Source organism: Candidatus Bathyarchaeota archaeon, from assembly GCA_026014745.1.
GTDB lineage: Archaea > Thermoproteota > Bathyarchaeia > Bathyarchaeales > Bathycorpusculaceae > Bathycorpusculum.
Map to the genome: position 1 here is coordinate 22152 of JAOZHS010000002.1, position 17988 is coordinate 40139.

A 17988-nucleotide genomic window follows, 5' to 3' on the forward strand; every position below is an offset into this window, starting at 1 on the left:
AGACGCCTCTTTTATGTTATAACCAACCTATTTGTAGCATATTTGGATGCTATTAGTGGTTCTATGCAGAAACCTAAGGAGGGTAGGTCCGTATTGACGCAGAAACAGCCCATTAACATGTTGAAAATCAGTAGAAAAGGAAGAGGGGATAGTTAGGTTGCGACAGGAGCGGCTGCAGGAGTAGGCTGCACCGCGGGGGTTTGCTGTTGTTGGAGTTTCTCGAATTTCTTGGTGAGCCTAGGGTGATAGATTCGGGCGACAATGCATAGGACAGCGGCGGCGATGGCAAATCCGAAGGGCAACATAAATGCAGCAACCACACTAACGCTTATGCTTACTCCAAATTGTGACATCAAAAACTGCGGCAAAGACACCTCTGCGGAACCCATCAGGGGAACGTTTACGCCGACAAAGCCTGCAACCAACACCAGCACCACCAGTCCAACAACGAAGCCTACAAGGGCGTAGATGGGTTTGCGATAGGAGAAGTCTAACAGGTCCTTAGCGTAGGGTTTAGTTGGGATAAGCGAATAAAGCAGCATAACTGCGCCGCAGGCTACGTAAGTTAGGATTAAAGTAATATTTAACGCCCAAAGCAGGGGAACCGTAAACTGCGAACCTAAAAGACCAAACCCAAAGTAGACAGGGGAAGCATTAACTGTGAATAGGTCTTCGCCTATGACAAGTTTCCACCAGGGCATATATAGTGAAATCGCAACCATCAGCAAGGTAACGATGCCAGCTGCAACACCCACCCAATTAATAATACGAGCCATGCTATGAGCCTCCAGAGGGCATTTGAAGCGAACTCAAATCCAACGCGCCTAAATCAAGGCTGTCAAGATGGAAATGCACACCCGCAACGATTGCATCCACGTTTTCAACTACAACGTTGATGCGACCATTGGAGCCATATTGTTCTTGAAGCCGGTTTATGGTCTCTTGGCTAAGAGTCCCTGCAAGATCGATAATGCCGTTTTCTCCGGGGGCGATGTTGATGGGTCCTGCAAGTTCGATGTTTCCGAGGTCCAGGTTGCTTCCGCTGGATTTGAGGTCTGCAGAGAAGCTATCCACCGAAATTGGAGTTGAAAGCGGATTAGTAAAGTTAAAGTCCACATTAAATTCGCCGGTGTCAGGATCATATTTAGGGGGGCTGGAAATCGTTGGCGGTTCGAAGTCAGACGCTGTGATGTTGCCTACGATGCCTTCTTCTGCGATGTTGTTGAGTTCAGGCGGCAACACCATCCCCAAAAGGTTATCGCGGTAAACAAACGCCATACAAGCCACGGGACCAATCGCGATTAGTATGGTTAACACTGTCAAGGCAATTTTAACTTTTGACATATTCAACCAGCGTTAAACTATTGTTGAATTCGCCTTTTAACATTTGCTTGGTTCAGATTCAGAGGAACCAGCGTCGTGATAAGGCGTAGTCAACACAGCCTTCACACGATTGGTAATAACAGGACCCAACCCATCCACCGCCTTTGGCCAATCATCCACATTAATCAACGCATTCATAGGCGTCTGATACGAATCCAAAATCGCCGTCGCCTTCTCACGCCCAATACTAGGCAAACTCGCCACAAAATACACCTGCGAATCCGCAAGCGTATCACACTTCTTAAACGCATGCACCACTGCACTGCGCTTCTCCACCACTTGCTCCTGCCGCGCCGCCGTATAGAGGAAATCCACGGTTTCTTTCTGGCTACCAGTGTTGACTATGGCTATGCCGTTTTTGGCAAGGTTAAACATGGCTCCCCAGATCGCCTGCGGCGAAATGCTACTGTACTTGTAGATAATGGGCAAATAGCCCTCCAAGACAATGAGGCTTTTGGGGTAGACGTCTTTTAGGCGGAAAAGCTGCTCGAAAAGGAAGCGGCGGGTAAGAGTGTAGACAAAGTCGTTGACGGTTTTGCGTTCCACAGCACATTGGTCAGAGAGGATGTAGTCGCCTTTTTCGAGAAGCTGAGTTTTTGTAATGGCGCCTTTCTCGTTGAGGCCAGTGACGATTTTTTTGGCGCTGCTTGCTTCGCGACTATCCACGATGATTGTGGGTTCGCCGTCTTTGTTTTTTTCTTTAACGAAGGGAAGCAACGATTCCGAGCCAGACATAGACTTCACAGGGTGCGGTTACGTGGAAGCGGTTAATGATGCTTTCGCTTGCACACGAAAAAAGGAAAAAGGGCGGAATAGCCGAAAGAAGGGGTGACAAAAAAGGCGAGTTATTTTTGAGATTTATTGTTTCTCTTGTAAGCGACAACCACACCTGCAACAATAACAAGTACCAACCCGATAATCGCTATGAGCACGATATTGTCTTTGAACCAGTTTCCAGTTAAGGGCTCAATTGTTTGTGGTCTTACGCCTAACTCCATGGTGATTCGGTGTTCACTGTGAGAATAGCTCAACGTTATGAACCACGCATCACCTTGGTCTTGGCTGCTAAATGAGACTTCAGCTCCATCAACAAAAGCGCGCAAGTTGGATATGTCGCTTATGAGGGTTTTTGGAACGTACACTTCAACATAGCCATGAGTGCCAGACTGCCCGGAGGCAGTGAAGGCTAATTCGTTGCTAGTCGAGTTGAAAGCTAATTGGCTGATGGTGGAGTTGGAGTTAACGGAGAAAACGTTGCTTTCAGCGTCTGGTGATAAGACTAAGGTGACGGTTTTGCTGGCTGCCCCATAAGTTGAGGAGGCATCCACCGCGGCTTTAATTAGGTAATTGCCTGTAACGTCAGGAGTCCAGACAGCGGCGAAGTTGCCGGATGCATCAGTCTTGACTAGCGTCAGGCTTTGCCATGAGGACCCGCCAGTTATGCTATAAGAAAGCAGAACCGATGTGTTAGAGAGGGGTTGGCCGCTTAGTTTTAGGTCGCCGTTTATGTTAACTTTTAATCCGTTTAATGTGGTGGTGCCTTTACAGGACACGTCAATAGCTGGGGTAGGTAAGTTGGGGTTTGAAGTGGGTGCAGCGGTTGGCGCGGGCGTGTTAGAGGATGAGGAACTTGTCGATGTAGACGTGGGCTTGTTGATGACTGGACCATCAACGGTTATTTTGACGGTGATGCGGGTTTCGCTATCTTCGACTTCGACATAGTGGTTGCCTCCGCTAGCAGTGGGTATTGTTACGTTGGTTGCGAAGGAACCGTAAGCGTTGGCTGTTGTTGTCCCTATGATTTGGGCATTGCGCCACTCGTCAGAGGTCACGGTGTCGACTACATAGATTCCGTCAAATCGTATGTATACAACACCCGGGTGGAACCATTTACCTGAAATAAACATGCTACTTCCCGGTGTCACATTGACGTCATAGGAAAGGTTAGTGCCGTTGCCAAATAGAGCATATGCAGTTCGGCCAGCCACCTGATTTAGTCCACGCCAATTCTGCGTATAATCAGCGTAAGAACAGGGAACGTTGTTAACTTCCGTTCTAAAACAGATGGGTGACGAGTAGTTACTATATTCATCGTTGTAGCATGCTTTCTTTAGGTCAGGGATTTCTACTGTGAAGTTGATTCTTCCTGATGCATCAGATGTAGTAGTTTCCCAAGGGCTCCATGTATAATAGTCAGGGTCTTCGCAAGATAAAGTGACCGTTGAGGACGGAGGATAACGTTCACCAGTGAATTGGACGGTCGCTCCGCCGGTGCCGCTAGAAGGCGAAAGCGATAGGGTTGCGTTAAAAACAAAGATTTGGACGGTTATGCGGGTTTGGGAATCTTCAATGGCTATGTAATGTAGACCGGCAACCGCGTTTGGAATCTGTACTGTGATACTGAAGGAACCATTGGAGTTTGCAGCGGTAGTACCGATAATTTGTGCGTTGTTCCATTCATCAGATGTAACGGTATCAACAACGTTAACGCCGTCAAATCTGATATAAATCACGCCGGGATGGAACCATCTGCCTGAAATGGGAAGATTGTCACCAACCATGAAGGTAGTGGTGTATATGCTTGTTCCATTTCCATAGAAAGGAGAAATTTCTGCATCCGAACCAACTTGATTTAGGCCTCTTAAGTATTGGTTGTAGAAGCCAGTACTGTAAACAGTGTTGCCGTAAATATCAGTGACTCTGTAGGAAAGACTATTGAAGCTTTCAACTCCGCTTGTTCCGACGGACTTCTTTAGGTCAGGGACTTCAAAGGGGACGCTAATTTGCCCAGACTCATCTGAAGTAACGTTAGTTAAAAAGTTCCATCGGTCAAAGTCGGGGTCATAGTAGAAAATAGACAAATCAGTGCTGTTTGGATAATTGTAGCCGCTAAAGGTGACGTTTACTCCGCCAGGTCCAGAGTCAGGGGAAATATTGAGGACAGCTGGATAATATTGGGAGTTGACGGTAATGTAGGTATCAGTTACAGCCACTGTGTAAAACTGGTCAACTGCTTTGATGTAATAGTTACCTAAAGCGATTGTTCGGGGCAGAGTGCCGTTTACCCAGTTACTGCCAACAAGCCAAGTTTGGTTATTGAAGTTATAAACAGATACCTTGGTAGTGTTTGCAAGGTCAGATGCTAAGATACTTGGCGTGCAAACAATATCCGAAGTTGAATATTGATTATCGTGGTTTTGGCTTATAAAAATGTAAAATGCTTCGTAAGACCAAGTTACGCTTCCGAAGTAGAGGTTAATGTTGCCTCCAGCCATCACGGTTTGCCCCGTGGGGCTGGTGGTGGTGCTGTTGATTCGGATGTTTCCCGTCGAGGAGGAAACAGATGAGAAATAAGTTGGAATAGCAAGCATCACAATAAGAGCTACAATAAAAAGTAAGGATAGCCTACGTTTCAACATGGTTGACCCTCAAAGGAGTATGGATTCGAGCGCTTATTAATTCTTCGATTATATCCTAAATAGGACCTATTGGTTTTCCTTTGAAAAAGCTTTTTTAAAATAGTTTAGAAAATGAAAAAATCACGGCAAAAAGCTGGAAAACGTAGATGGGCCGGCATGGTTGTAGGAAAATCTTATGTTAAACAGCCGAAATAGCATACAAGGGGCAAACAATGAAAAAGGCGATAGTCGCAGCAGCTACAATTGTAATAGTCGTTGTCGCGGTTTTTGCCGGAGTCTTGATAACTCAAAGTTTAGCACCTGCTGGACCACCCAAAGCGTATGTTGGCGTGGCCTACTGTGGCAACACGGTGGCAGACGGAAAAGCCATGATAGACAAAGTCAAAGGTTACACAAACCTCTTTGTTTTGAATTCAGGGCTGCTGCAAAGAGACCTAAAAAGTGTAGAAGAATTAGGTGACTACGCGATTGCAAACGGATTAGATTTCTTACCATACTTTGGTCAAGTTACCTCCACACGTGTTGCATGGCTGGAGCAAGCCAAACAGAGATGGGGCGACCACTTGGTGGGCATCTATTACGCCGATGAACCGGGTGGCAAAATGATTGACGGCTACGTAGAATTCAGATACAACAACACAGGCGACACCATAACTAAGACCACCTATGGAGATTTAGTGTTCCAGAAACAAAACGGCATAGTGATTAATTATCAAGTGGCAGGAACCATACTTTTAGACCAGCCAACAGCGCAGGGCAGCGATTCATACATGAGTGAAGCAAAGTTTTACCCTAACGGCACAATACAGGTAATCAAACCTGCCCCTAACGGCTTTACATACAAGAGCTATCAAGAACTCCAAAACATTAAGCCCTTCAAAACCATAGAAGACACCGCGCAGCAATTCCTTGCCCGCGATAATGCCAACATTGACGCCTTAAAAGTAAATGGCACCAAAGTCTTCACTTCTGATTACACGCTTTATTGGTTTGATAATTTGGCGGGTTACGATGTGGTTTTGGGGCAAGTCGGCTGGAACTTAACCCTAAATCAGCAAATTGGGCTTATGAGGGGAGCAGCCACCGTTCAGAATAAAGAGTGGGGTATAGTGATAACTTGGAAGTACCAGCAGCCGCCGTACCTTGCGAATGGCACCGAAATTCTAAACCAGCTACGCACTGCCTATGAATGCGGCGCGAAGTATCTGGTTTTCTTTGATTACTATTTTGAAGAAGACAATAACCCCTATGGAACCATGACGGAAGAGCATTTTCAAGCGTTACAGACATTCTGGACCGATGTAATCCAAAGCCCTAAGGACACGTGGAATTCAGTTAAAGCAAATTCGGTGCTGGTGCTGCCTCAAAATTATGGATGGGGCACCCGAGCGCCATGGGATAAAATTTGGGGCATATTTGTTGCCGACGAAAAAACCCAGCAGATATGGGATTTCATGCAGAACAAACTGCAAGAACACGACTACAACATCGACATCGTAGTCAAAGACTCGCGGTATCCTCTGCCCGAGCAATACCAAAACGTCTACACAACCGAGGACTTGGGATAAAAAGCGTATAAAAGAAATGGGGGAGGGCCCTACGAGTAGGTGGGGCGGTTCTCTTTTAGGATGGCGGCAACACTTGCAGCGGTTTTGCGTCTTCGTCTGACAACCACCACTACGGCTACAACGACAATTAGCGCGACTACGGCAATTATGGCGGTAATCAATGGGGTTTGGTCAGGAGTTAGCACCTGCATAAAGGGAACCTGAACCGTGAAAGCGTGCGTGCTTTGAGTGTAAGTGCAAGAGATGCGCCATGCGTCATCTTGGGATTCGCTGGTGAAGGTTGTTGGTTTCCCGTCAATGTTTAAGACGAGGGATTGGGCATCACTTACGAGCGTCTTAGGGATAAATACGTAGAGGTAGCCTGTTGTGCCCGTGGTTCCATTGGTGTTGAAGCTTAGTTTTTGGGTTTCCGCGTTGTAGTTTAAGCCTGTTATGGTGGAGTTGGAAACGACAGAGAAGACATTACCTGATGAATCAGGGGTTAAAGCCAAGCCTAAGGTGGCATTCATCCAGTGCAACGTCGAGTTTCCATCCCAATAAGCATTGATAAGATAGTTACCTGATGCGTTAGGAAGCCAAACAGCATTATAGCCGCCGTCACTGCGTGTTTGGACCAACGAAAAGCTCGTCCAGTTGAGGCCAGCATCGTTGCTGTAACTGAGGATTACTGACGCGTTAGGGATAGCGGTTTTGTTGTAGAAGAGAGTTCCAGATACTTCTACTTTGAGGTTGTCTGCTGAGGCAGTGTTTTTGCAGGATACATCTATGTTGGGTTTAGCGCTGGGTTCAGGTCGTGGTGTTGGTACAGGTGTGGGGGTTGGTTCGGGGGTAGGGGAAGGGGAGGGTGAAGGAGTAGCAAAGGGATTGAAATCATCCGCCAGAGGCGTATAGGAAATATCAGCTGCATTAACTGCGTAGCAGCCTGCAAACAAGGCTATACTTGACGCGAAGAGAACGATGAAAAGTAAGCCTAAAAGGTTGTTTTTAGTCATGGAAACACCCAATTTATCACTTGTTTGTTATCTCCGTGATATTGGATGGTCTGAATTTAAGGTTTATTGAATTTACAAAAGTACAAAAGACTAAAAAGAGGATGAGTCTTTGCTTGCATGAAATTGAGTGGTTTTTTCTCGAAATCAAACAGAGTTTATTCATATCGAGTTAGGAAGAGGGGCTTTTGAGCCTCTCGACGCCGGACTTCGGGGGGTACATCATTTAAAGAAGCATTTTCTATTCCGCCACTTGGGCTGATTGGACCATATTTTTCGCAAGGGGTTTTAGAGTGTTTAGTACCCAAGGACTACACCACCTCAATAGCACCTTGTAAAAGCTGGATATATGGCATTGTGACTGCACACAAACACCAACACCATAAAAATTAACAATACAAACAGAGACTGCCCTAATAACCGAAATAAATGCTAAAAGAAATTAAAAAACAAAAGTGAAAAGGGTTTATGGACCCTTTTTGGTTACTTCTTTGACTGCGCCTGCTGCGACGGTGGTACCCATGTCTCGGATTGCGAATCTGCCGAGTTCGGGGTAGTCTTGGAAGGTTTCGATAGCGATTGGGTGGAGTGGTTCCATGCGTACCCAGGCTGCATCTCCTGTTTTGAGATAACTTGGGTGCTCTTCAGATACTTGGCCAGTGCGTGGGTCGATCTTCTTTAGGAGTTCAGTGAAGCGGCATGCGATTTGGCCTGTGTGGAAGTGGAGAACGGGGGTATATCCTGCTGCGATTGCGGTTGGGTGGTAGATGACGATGATTTGTCCGATGAATTCTTTTGCAACGGTTGGTGGGTTGTCTACTGGTCCGGCTACGTCTCCGCGGTGGACATCGTTTTTGGCGATGCCTCGGACGTTCATGCCGATGTTGTCGCCTGGTTCAGCCATTGGGATGCTGGTGTGGTGCATTTCGATAGATTTGACTTCAGCGGTCTTGTTAGATGGCATAAAGACTATGCTTGCGCCGGGTTTGAGAATGCCTGTTTCGACGCGTCCGACTGGGACGGTGCCGATGCCGGTGATGCTGTATACGTCTTGAATTGGGATGCGGACTGGTTTGTTGGTTGGTTTCGCTGGGACCTCAAGAAGGTCGAAGGCTTCCATCAAGGTTGGACCATTATACCAGGACATATTGGGGCTTTTCTTAATCAGGTTGTCGCCTGTCCAGCCTGAAACTGGAACGAAGTTGACTTTCTCAACTTTGAAGCCAACCATTCTTATCATGCGGCTGACTTCGTTCTTTACTTCTTCGTATCGTTCTTTGCTCCAGTTGGCAGTGTCCATCTTGTTAACTGCAACGATAAGTTGGCGGATACCTAAAGTGAATGACAAGAATGCATGTTCACGTGTTTGTCCGCCGGGGCCGATGCCTGCTTCAAATTCGCCTTTTGAGGCAGAAGTGAAGAGAACGGCTGCGTCTGCTTGGCTTGCGCCAGTAATCATGTTTTTGACGAAGTCTCTGTGGCCGGGTGCATCGATAACGGTCATGTTATATTTCTTAGTTTGGAATTGGAGGAATCGAAGGTCAATTGTGACACCTCGTTCTCGTTCTTCTTTGAGGTTGTCGAGAACCCAGGCGAACGCGAAGGTGCCTTTGCCCATTTTTTCGGCTTCTTCTTGGTAGGATTTGATTGTTCGTTCGTCGATTGCGCCTGCTAAATAGAGTAAGTGTCCAGTAGTGGTGGATTTGCCGTTGTCAACGTGCCCCATGATGATGATGTTTAAGTGGGGTTTATCGCTTTTACTCATTTTCATTCCTTCTATTAATTTTACCTAATTTTGTAAATTCGTTAACACATCAGTCCTTCCAATTATTTTAATATTGCGATGATGGTTATAAGCGAAATATGGCTAAGAAACAGCCAACCCATCGCAAAAAACAGGCAGAAATCAAAGTCTGAGCGCCTCTATAGAGCAAAAATAGAATATAACAGCTAAACAAATAAGATTGAACATGAGCAGTGACAGCGCAGCATCAAACGGCGTTTCAGTTGTAACAACAACTTGGAATGAACGCGAAAACATAGAACAACTGATTAGTAGAATCCGCGTTACACTGCGTAACGTAAAACATGAAATTATTGTGGTTGATGACAGCTCCAAAGATGGAACCCTTGATGCCGCAAAACCCCTTGCAGATGTGGCAGTCAGCAAACACCGCGAAGGGCAAACTAAAGGCTTACTCTACGGCGCAAAACTCGCTCGATACCCAATTGTTGTTACCATTGATTCTGACTTGGAAAACAGCCCCGAACTCATCCCCGCGTTATTGGAAAAAGCAACCTCATTCGATGTTGTGGTGGCTTCGAGAACCGTTCTGCCGCGAATCTCTGAGCGTTGGGCAGCTAAAACTTTAGGGCGGCTATGTGGAGTGCATGATTTTTACTCAAATTTTAGGCTGTTTAAGCGTGAAGCACTCATAAAAGAATTGAAAAGTGGAGAAACATTTGGGGGTGAGTTGCTGGTTTGGGCTAAGCGGAGGGGATTTAGGGTTGGGGAGGTGTTGTATGTGGCACCACCGAGGCGGAGCAGACCTCGAATCGGGGGAAACGTTAAAGCGAATGGGCGGATAATTGTGGCTTCTTTGAGATGTTTTTGGCGCTATTGCTGCATTAGCAAACGATAAATTGCTTGCAGAATTAACGATAGTTTAAGCATATAATTTACGCAAATTATTATTTTTACCAATTTTTTTTAAACAGTTTTTGTTTAAATAGCTAGAGATATTAGCTTCGAAGGGTTCATTTTTGTGGGGTTGAGCGCAGGTGATATATGAGCAACCCTTAACGGGTCTTTGGAAGTTTAAAGGATTCAAAGGATGCGATGGCGAAGAACAAAAAGCATACGCAACCCAAACCGAGGTTGATGACTGGCTCTTAGCTGAGGCACCTCTTACGGCTCACACCAACCTGCTAGCTAACAAAGTCATCCCCGACCCCTTTATGGGTGTCAATGAACGTGAAGTCCAATGGGTAAACGAAAGCGAATGGTGGTACCGCAAAGAAATCACCCTCACCCCCGACGAGTTAAACATGGATGCATTAGAACTTGCCTTTGAGAGCCTTGACACGTATGCCACCATTTGGGTCAACGACGTCAAAGTCGGCGAAGCAAACAACATGTTCACCCCTTGGCGCTTCAACATCAAAACCGCCGCCAAACCAGGCAAAAACCTCATCGCCATCCGATTCAAACCAGTCACCAAAGTCGCCGGCGAACTTGAACAACAACATAAAGAAAAATACGCTTGCCTAAGCGCAGACAACTTCTCCGCGCGACCCTACGTCCGAAAAGCGCAGTATTCGTTTGGTTGGGATTGGGGACCAACTTTGCCAACGGCGGGGATTTGGCGGTCAGCCAAAGTTGTTGCCTATAATGTGGCACGGTTGGGGTATGTGTCGGGTCTGCCAGTTGAGGTTTCTGCTCAAAGAGCACATTTGAAAACTACTGCAGAGATTCATGCCACTAAAGAAGCAGACCTCAAAATTAAATTCAGCCTTGAAGGGTACGGACAAAGTCTGCAAGAAGTAGTCGAATCTAGTGTTTCTAAGGGACGTAACTTTGTTGACTGCGAGTTCGATTTGCAGCAACCAAAGCTGTGGTGGCCCCGCGGTTACGGAGAAGCAAACCTCTACGACGCTTCAGTTCAAGTTTACACGGACAATGAATTGCTTGACCAAGCAACAACCAAAGTTGGGGTGCGAAGCATAAAACTTGTGCAGGAACCTGATGAGGAAGGCAAAACATTCATTTTTCAAGTAAACGGACAAAACATATTCTGTAAAGGCGCCAACTGGATACCTGCCGACTCATTTCTCCCCAAAGTTAACTATGAACGTTACAAAAAACTTCTCAGCTACGCCGCGGAAGCTAACTTTAACATGCTCCGCGTCTGGGGAGGAGGCGTCTACGAAGCCAACGAATTCTATGACCTATGCGACCAACTCGGCATTATGATTTGGCAGGACTTCATGTATGTCTGCGCAGGTTACCCCGAAGAAGAATGGTTCCTACGAGAAGCAGAACGCGAAGCCATGGAAGCCGTCCTACGGCTGCGAGGTCACCCCAGCATCGTTTTATGGTGCGGCAACAACGAAAACCAATGGCTCCACTCAGTTTTGTGGCGTACCCGCGATAAAGTAGACAGACTCTACGGGTCACAGATATTTGAGTCCCTGCTGCTGCGGGTGTCACAATTTTTAGACCCCAGTCGACCCTATCGACCCAGCACACCCTTTGGCGGGACAGATTCAAGCGGCAGACATGAAGGCGACCGACATAACTGGGAAGTCTGGAGCCAAGGCATGGACTACCCCGCCTACCTCGACGACAACGGACGATTCATATCCGAATTCGGGTGGCAAGCTCTGCCCAGCATGGATCTCCTCTCGATTTACCTCGAAAAAGAGGACTTAAACCCCAATTCCTTCGCGTTTCGGGCACACGAAAAACAAACAGGAGGCTTAGAATTACTAAAAGCCCTCCTCGCAGCGCATTACCCTGTTCCGACAGATATGCACAGATTCGTTCTCTACAGCCAACTAAACCAAGCCGACGCACTTAAAACGGGAATTACACATTGGCGGAGCCGCATGTTCAAAACAAGCGGATGCCTAATTTGGCAACTCAACGATTGCTGGCCAGTCGTGAGTTGGAGCATAATCGACTATGGGTTGCACCCCAAAGCCGCCTATTACATGGTTAAAAAAATCTGTCAACCAATCATAGCCCCCATAATAATTAAAGACAATACAGTCTATGGACATGCAGTTAATGAGACAGCGCAGACTTTAGAAGCAAAGTGGGAATTTAAGGTTAAACGATTCAGCGGCGAAGTCCTGTTTGAACAAAAACAAACTTTAACATTACCGCCATACACTGCAATTCAAATTTTTAGTTTCGATCAGGATAACTTGCCCATAACTAAAGACAGCTTCCTAATGTTGACGCTCAAAAAAGAGGAGCAGACAATATTTGAAGATACAAAAATAGTTTCCGAACCTAAAGGCACTCGGTTTCCTTTGCCTCAAATAAAGATAAACATAAAAAAAGAGAGCGCAAAAACTTTTGAAATCACCCTTGAAGCATCTGTTTATGCGAAGGCAGTTTACTTAGAACTGGAAGGATTGAAGGGGGAGTTTAAGGACAACTTTTTTGACCTAACAGCAAACCAACCTAAAACTGTGCTGTGCCGCCTCAATGAAGAAGCCTCAATCAGTGGACTTGAGCGGGCGCTGAAGTGTCAAGCGTATCCCTATGAACCTGATTCAGCAGCCCTGACGGCTTAAGCGAGTTTAGGTTGAATTTGATTATTGATTTTGCGCCTATCCACTCCACCAAAGGATAGCCGACGAGTATTTGGCACCAGAAAGTTAACAGGCGAGCGAGAGTTGTTGCGACACCCGCGATTGCGAGGGGGACACCGTAGAGAGAAAATAGGCTAACCATGGTTACTTCCACGGCGCCGACGGGTAACCCTGCAGTTATGGTTTCAACCGTTGTTACGATGCAGTATACTGTGGCTAAATCAAAAATTGAGATAGCCGTGAAATCTAGCGAGTAAAAGATCATCAAGTAAACGACGAGGTTAAAGACCCATGCGGTTATGGCGTAGAGGGTGGGTTTTATGAGTTGGCGAGGTTGGTCTTTGAAGGTGCGGAATACGCCGCTAAAGGAAGTTAGTGATTGGCGTATTTTTTGGTCAAATGCTTCAAGTTTTTGCGGATTCTTGATTAGGCGTTTTGCTGCCCAGCATATGCCGTTGGCGATTTTGTCGGCGGCGCCCTGCTTGTAGGCGATGACGAAGATGCAGGCAACGATGGAGCCGGTTCCGATGGCCACCAATATGACGGGTGTGATGAGGTAAACGGGGAGCTGATGCATGAAAAGCAACAGCATAACACCGATGAATAATCCGCTAGTATAGACAAAGGTGCTGATGAGTCTGGATCCTATGACGGTGGCTGCGGCGAGACCTGTGTCATGTTTTGTTTCGCGTTGGGCTAGTGCTATGCGGGCGACTTCGCCTCCGATGGTGGCGCTGGGGATAATTAATTCGACAAAGTTTCCGATCCAGTTGTAGAGGACTATTTTGCGGAGCTTGATTTTTATGGACAGGGTTTCTAGCAGGCTGTGCCAAATCATTGAGTCGAAAACGACGCCCAAGAATAGTGCGGCTACTGCTAGAGAGAAGAAGAGGGAGTATTGGTAGACGTTGAGTTTACTTAGCAGGCTGAAGAGTCCATCGAAGCCTACGAATAACCATAAGTATAGGACGAAGGCTACTAAACCAATAACCATGAAGGCAAGGGATTTTCGTCCAAGTAAACGCAGTTGAAGTCACCTTTCTGTCAATCGTTGTGGCGCCCAGAACGAACAGCGCCCGCAAGACCGTTTACTGTTCCCTCTCGGCTAGGCGTCGATAGTGGATTTACCACACGGCACCGTTCATCCTTATGGTTCGTCTCCGACGCATATTAATTAAGTGGCGAGGAAAAGCCAAAAGAGCCCAATCATAAGCCAGATTGTCTTTTAAAGCTAAAAATCAAGCGCTATATACCATCAGACCTCAAATTGCCCCTTTAACGAGTTAGCTAATGTTTGTTGTTGCGTATAACCAGTATTTGCCAACTGGCACCAAGAAATAACAGGGTTAAAAGGTTAGGATGAAAAGGTGTCAAGTAAATCGTTAAGTTGGGCAAATAGCTCCAAGAAGCGGTATCCACGCTCGGTGGTGAGGTACTTGTTTACTTTTTTTGTTAAGAGCCCCTGCGCGGTGAGGGCTTCCATATGGTTTTTTAGCTGAGAATAATTGAGGTTAGTGTTATACATTATGCTGGTTTTGGTTTTTTGTTGTTCACAAAAAAGCAGGATCTCAGCGATTATGTCAAGTTTGCCTCGTCTGACTCCTTTGAGGTTGCTCCATTCCCGTTCATGCTTTAGAAGAGCAAATTGGAGCTCATGAGAATTGAGCTTGGCTGCCCCAACGGTGTTGCTAGTCAAGGAAAGTTCCCCATAAATCAACTGGATTAACCGCTTCTGTGTTGATAAACGCATGTGGTTGTAACTCAGCAACAACAAACAACCGACGCTACGGTTAATTCTTAACGGTTTAAATAAGCAATCAAATACACAGATAGTGGTTAGCGATGACGCAAGAGCTTCTATTATTTTCTGACGGCGGCGCAAGGGGCAATCCGGGTCCAGCAGCCATAGCCTTTGTAGCCCAAAACGCCCAAGGCGAAACAGTCCACACAGACACCCGCTACCTCGGCGTGCGCACCAATAATCAAGCCGAATACGAGGCACTTCTTTTAGCCCTATCCTACGCCGCGGAGCAAGGAGCAGTAGAAGTTGTTTGTCATCTTGACAGCGAACTAGTCACCAAACAGGTCAACGGGGAATACAGCGTGAAGAATGCTCAGCTCTGGCAGCTTTGGCGGCGTGTGCAGGAGCAGAAGCGCGTGTTTGCTAAAATCAGGTTTGTGGGTGTTCGGCGTGAGAATCCGCAGATTCAGCGTGCTGATGAGCTTGTGAATAAGACTTTGGATGAACAGGCGAGAAATAGGTTAAGATAATTTGGTTAACGCAGGGGGTTATTCGTAGAAGCGGGGGCGTCCTCGTTTGGTGTATTCTTCGATGGCTTTGTCGCGTTCGGCTTCTTCGCGGTCTTTTTGTTCGGCTTCTTTCTCGGCGGGTTCTGCCACGTTTTTGTCGAAGTCGCCATCTACATTGCGGTAGCTGCCTTCCAGCGCGGTTATGTAGATTTTAAAGTCGTCTATGGTGCTCTCAGCCCGCCGATGCGATGTATGCACCTGTTCCGAGAGCAAAATCACCAAATCCAACATACTACGCAGGGTCTGTTTGTCAGTTTCCGCGGCATGATCATAGTAACGTTGAAAAACGCTTAGCAAATCCATGAACATGTCATCGACCTCTTTGGTTTCCCTTTTGAAGAGATTCTCAGAAGTCAAAGACTTAGTTTTTAGATATAGCATCAGATTTTTCAGAACGGCACCATCAGAACGAGAAGACAAAACAAAAACCCTAAATGGTCTAGTGTTTGCGGCGCAGTTATATTTTTTGGTTAGCAGATACGGGGGGGCTTTTTATGGAGTTCGGGCTCGTTTGTGTGTTGCAGAGGTGACCTGATAGGGGACCTACCGCCAACCCTTATTTTTGGCGGGGATATCTACTGATTTTCAACATGCTATTGAGCTTGTTTTCTGCCAATAGTGCCTACCCCTCTTAGGTTTCTGCATAGAACCCCTAATAGCATCCAAATAGACGCCAAATAGGTTCAATGATAGCAAAAGAAAGCAAAGCCATCACACAATGCAGCGGGCACTATCAGGGCCCGTCTAAAACTTCATCGACAAAACACCATTCAATCCACCCAACCCAAAAAGTGGATGAGGGGTTGTTTAGCATAGGGCAATTTACTTTCTGTTTAAAGCAACCAGTATAACGCCTGCGGCGACAAGCAAAGCGCCTACTGCAAAATTAGCATAACTAACTAGGATAGGAGTAGTCGGGTAAGTAAAAGAGTACTCTATCGTTTGCCCGTTATCGCTGCTTAGGTTGTGAAAAGTGGCAGTGTATGACCCCGATGTTTGTGCATTAAAGGAGAATTCAACGGCGCTGTAAACGGCTCCCCCGTTATAGACAGTTTCGTTGGCGGGGTTTTCTACCTTAACACTAATGCCTTCGTTTCCGTTTAGCAGGGTAACAGCGCCTTGGACCTTATCGCCTTGACCTAGCTCAAGGGTAACTGTTAAGTCCTCTGAAACTGGGATGGTTTTGGTTTCGGTTTGGGTGGTTGTGGAGGTGTAAGCGATTGCGCCATACACTAATGCCACTATGCCAATTACGGTTAAGATTATACCTGCGGTTTTTTTGGTGTTCATTTTTCCTTTCCGAAGGTGAATTAGGCGGGATTTCTTTTAAGCATTTTCGCTGATTCTGCGCTTTGGCGTATCAGGGCTTTTCTCGCGTTTACATGCAGAACCAAGCTGCCGACAAAAAGACAAACATCGCGCCCAAAGCCAAAGTAGCGACAAAATTCAAAGGGAAACAATCTCGCTGAAATCTTGAGCGAAGGCATATTAAACCGTACAACAAACTGTTGAGTCTTAAGTGACCCCTTTGGTTTCAAAAAGAAAAATTGCAACCATCATAACAATAATAGCAATAATCGCAGTTGCTTCCTCAGGAGCAATCATTTTCTTCCAATTCATACAAGAGGGTAACTCTTCGGTAGCGCCACCTCAATTTTGCACAAAAGACTTTGTGAACTTGGATAAAATAGAACAAATATCCCTTTTTAGATCCTTCCAAGGGCACGACTACTCCGATTCCTATGAAGATAACCTTTCTATGAAGCACTACTTTACACCATACTCTACTGTTGAGTCAGTTGAGATCTATTGCCCAGTGGATGGCACTATCTCCAATATTTTCGAGGAACAAAACGGAGTCGGTTACCAAGTCCAAATACGAGTTACAAACCACCCAGAATATACCATAAACATTTTTCACATCAACGTTACTGAAAGCTTAATGGTCGGTGAATCCGTTGAGGCTGGTCAACAGATCGGAACAGCAAGCGCAACACAAGGGACAGATATTTCGGTTCGGAAATCCGTTATTTTTGGCGATCGGCTCTACTCTTATTTTGATGTCATAACAGACAGCGTTTTTGCGCATTATCAGGCAAGAGGCGCCAGTGATCGAAGCGAATTTATTAGGTCAGCCGACGTTGCCAAAGAGATGTCGCAAACTTACTCTTTTAGTGTTATGCCGCCGCCCTCAGAAGAATGGATAACTCTTAATCCTCCTTAAATCCCCCAAATTTTGTATTCAACGTTGTTTCTATTTGACTCTACTGTGTTCTTCTTGCTTAGTTAGGGTAGTAGTTTTTCTCTGCGGATAAGACGGCTAGTAGACAGCAGCAGTGCTAGTGAAGCGGCAATGGTGATGGCGGCGATTGTTAAGTCAGCGATTATGGCGTATGTGGGAAACACCATGGGAAGCAACAGGGTGGGAAACATGGGGATGATGCCTATGATGACGCCTAAGGGCTGGTTTGCGCCTGTGGGGGTTTTTTGAAGCGAACTAAACGCTACCATGCAGACGCTCACAAGAAAGACCTCCGAGATGCCGATTGCGACGGTGAGGATTGCTATGGTAGCCAGCAGGGTTAGGCTGGTTCCTAGCAGGACACCGATTGCTGTGTTTAGTATGATTGCGAAGGCAAGCAGGTAGGATGCTAAGATTAAGGCGGCTTTGACGTAGCCTTTGAAGATGTCTAATTGGTCAAGACCTGTTGCGAGGAGATATTCTAAGACGCCGTTGTTTTTGTCATATACAAAGAGCATGATTACGGGTAAAGAGAAGAGAACCGCTGAAAGAGACAGCAAGGCTACTGCGATGAGGGGGAAGCTGCCCATTATATCAATGGAGGGCGGGTTACCTACTTCGGGGGGAACTATTTGGGGAATTATGGTCATGAGGTTGGAGAGAATTACGCCATAGATTGTTGTGAATAAGCCTATGATGGCGTAGCTTTTGCTTAGGCTGGTGCTTCTCTTCATGGTGACTTTCCACAAACCCAC

General features: G+C 46.3%; 17 protein-coding genes. 5 read left to right on the plus strand and 12 right to left on the minus strand.

Annotation, left to right across the window (positions count from 1 at the left end; translation table 11 throughout):
- Positions 1-152 precede the first annotated feature (152 nt).
- From NWE92_06840 to NWE92_06855, 4 genes are all read right to left on the minus strand, one after another.
- A complete protein-coding gene (locus NWE92_06840) occupies positions 153-776 on the minus strand; it encodes a hypothetical protein (protein MCW4029346.1) in 624 nt (207 codons plus the stop codon).
- 1 nt (position 777) lies between these two features.
- Positions 778-1344, minus strand: a complete 567-nt coding sequence (locus NWE92_06845) for a hypothetical protein (GenBank protein MCW4029347.1) — start codon at positions 1342-1344, stop codon at positions 778-780.
- 36 nt (positions 1345-1380) lie between these two features.
- Positions 1381-2118 (minus strand): hypothetical protein, encoded by a 738-nt coding sequence (locus NWE92_06850; GenBank protein ID MCW4029348.1) that lies wholly within the window; start codon positions 2116-2118, stop codon positions 1381-1383.
- 110 nt (positions 2119-2228) lie between these two features.
- On the minus strand, positions 2229-4802 hold the full coding sequence (locus NWE92_06855) for a hypothetical protein (protein MCW4029349.1): 2574 nt from the start codon (positions 4800-4802) through the stop codon (positions 2229-2231).
- 212 nt (positions 4803-5014) lie between these two features.
- Between NWE92_06855 and NWE92_06860 the strand changes: the two genes are divergently transcribed.
- The gene (locus NWE92_06860; GenBank protein MCW4029350.1) at positions 5015-6370 is read left to right on the plus strand and encodes a hypothetical protein; all 1356 of its coding nucleotides are present in this window, start codon (positions 5015-5017) and stop codon (positions 6368-6370) included.
- Positions 6371-6399: 29 nt separating this feature from the next.
- Here the strand turns inward: NWE92_06860 and NWE92_06865 are convergent, their stop codons facing one another.
- The 3 genes from NWE92_06865 to tuf all read right to left on the minus strand — a co-directional run bounded on the left by NWE92_06865 (position 6400) and on the right by tuf (position 9124).
- Positions 6400-7362 (minus strand): hypothetical protein, encoded by a 963-nt coding sequence (locus tag NWE92_06865; protein MCW4029351.1) that lies wholly within the window; start codon positions 7360-7362, stop codon positions 6400-6402.
- 155 nt (positions 7363-7517) lie between these two features.
- Entirely contained in the window at positions 7518-7667 is a 150-nt protein-coding gene (locus NWE92_06870; protein ID MCW4029352.1) for a hypothetical protein, read from the minus strand.
- A 158-nt stretch (positions 7668-7825) separates the two neighbouring features.
- Complete coding sequence (gene tuf, locus NWE92_06875) at positions 7826-9124, minus strand: translation elongation factor EF-1 subunit alpha (GenBank protein ID MCW4029353.1); 1299 nt, start codon at positions 9122-9124, stop codon at positions 7826-7828.
- Between the two features lie 205 nt (positions 9125-9329).
- On the opposite strand from tuf, the gene NWE92_06880 reads away from it, so the two are divergent.
- Positions 9330-10001 (plus strand): glycosyltransferase, encoded by a 672-nt coding sequence (locus NWE92_06880; GenBank protein ID MCW4029354.1) that lies wholly within the window; start codon positions 9330-9332, stop codon positions 9999-10001.
- Between the two features lie 139 nt (positions 10002-10140).
- Positions 10141-12663 (plus strand): hypothetical protein, encoded by a 2523-nt coding sequence (locus NWE92_06885; protein ID MCW4029355.1) that lies wholly within the window; start codon positions 10141-10143, stop codon positions 12661-12663.
- Here NWE92_06885 and NWE92_06890 read toward each other — a convergent pair.
- Both NWE92_06890 and NWE92_06895 read right to left on the minus strand, forming a co-directional pair.
- Positions 12590-13675, minus strand: coding sequence for a flippase-like domain-containing protein (locus NWE92_06890; GenBank protein MCW4029356.1), 1086 nt, complete (start codon positions 13673-13675; stop codon positions 12590-12592). The two genes, NWE92_06885 and NWE92_06890, sit on opposite strands and share 74 nt — an antisense overlap.
- A 360-nt stretch (positions 13676-14035) precedes the next feature.
- The gene (locus NWE92_06895; protein ID MCW4029357.1) at positions 14036-14452 is read right to left on the minus strand and encodes a winged helix-turn-helix domain-containing protein; all 417 of its coding nucleotides are present in this window, start codon (positions 14450-14452) and stop codon (positions 14036-14038) included.
- 71 nt (positions 14453-14523) lie between these two features.
- On the opposite strand from NWE92_06895, the gene NWE92_06900 reads away from it, so the two are divergent.
- The gene (locus NWE92_06900; GenBank protein MCW4029358.1) at positions 14524-14952 is read left to right on the plus strand and encodes a ribonuclease HI family protein; all 429 of its coding nucleotides are present in this window, start codon (positions 14524-14526) and stop codon (positions 14950-14952) included.
- 18 nt (positions 14953-14970) lie between these two features.
- On the opposite strand, the gene NWE92_06905 is transcribed toward NWE92_06900, so the two are convergent.
- Together NWE92_06905 and NWE92_06910 are read right to left on the minus strand one after the other, a co-directional pair.
- Positions 14971-15348, minus strand: coding sequence for a hypothetical protein (locus tag NWE92_06905; GenBank protein ID MCW4029359.1), 378 nt, complete (start codon positions 15346-15348; stop codon positions 14971-14973).
- A 465-nt stretch (positions 15349-15813) separates the two neighbouring features.
- Positions 15814-16281, minus strand: coding sequence for an emp24/gp25L/p24 family protein (locus tag NWE92_06910; protein ID MCW4029360.1), 468 nt, complete (start codon positions 16279-16281; stop codon positions 15814-15816).
- A 238-nt stretch (positions 16282-16519) separates the two neighbouring features.
- Here NWE92_06910 and NWE92_06915 point away from each other — a divergent pair, with 238 nt between their 5' ends.
- Entirely contained in the window at positions 16520-17215 is a 696-nt protein-coding gene (locus NWE92_06915) for a hypothetical protein (protein MCW4029361.1), read from the plus strand.
- A 62-nt stretch (positions 17216-17277) separates the two neighbouring features.
- On the opposite strand, the gene NWE92_06920 is transcribed toward NWE92_06915, so the two are convergent.
- Positions 17278-17988, minus strand: coding sequence for a hypothetical protein (locus tag NWE92_06920; GenBank protein MCW4029362.1), 711 nt, complete (start codon positions 17986-17988; stop codon positions 17278-17280).

Coding starts and splice junctions, on each gene's coding strand:
- NWE92_06840 (MCW4029346.1), bottom strand. CDS start 776: ATGGCTCGTATTATTAATTGGGTGGGTGTTGCAGCTGGCATCGTTACC.
- NWE92_06900 (MCW4029358.1), top strand. CDS start 14,524: ATGACGCAAGAGCTTCTATTATTTTCTGACGGCGGCGCAAGGGGCAAT.
- NWE92_06855 (MCW4029349.1), bottom strand. CDS start 4,802: ATGTTGAAACGTAGGCTATCCTTACTTTTTATTGTAGCTCTTATTGTG.
- tuf (MCW4029353.1), bottom strand. CDS start 9,124: ATGAGTAAAAGCGATAAACCCCACTTAAACATCATCATCATGGGGCAC.
- NWE92_06890 (MCW4029356.1), bottom strand. CDS start 13,675: ATGGTTATTGGTTTAGTAGCCTTCGTCCTATACTTATGGTTATTCGTA.
- NWE92_06860 (MCW4029350.1), top strand. CDS start 5,015: ATGAAAAAGGCGATAGTCGCAGCAGCTACAATTGTAATAGTCGTTGTC.
- NWE92_06850 (MCW4029348.1), bottom strand. CDS start 2,118: ATGTCTGGCTCGGAATCGTTGCTTCCCTTCGTTAAAGAAAAAAACAAA.
- NWE92_06865 (MCW4029351.1), bottom strand. CDS start 7,362: ATGACTAAAAACAACCTTTTAGGCTTACTTTTCATCGTTCTCTTCGCG.
- NWE92_06880 (MCW4029354.1), top strand. CDS start 9,330: ATGAGCAGTGACAGCGCAGCATCAAACGGCGTTTCAGTTGTAACAACA.
- NWE92_06910 (MCW4029360.1), bottom strand. CDS start 16,281: ATGAACACCAAAAAAACCGCAGGTATAATCTTAACCGTAATTGGCATA.
- NWE92_06845 (MCW4029347.1), bottom strand. CDS start 1,344: ATGTCAAAAGTTAAAATTGCCTTGACAGTGTTAACCATACTAATCGCG.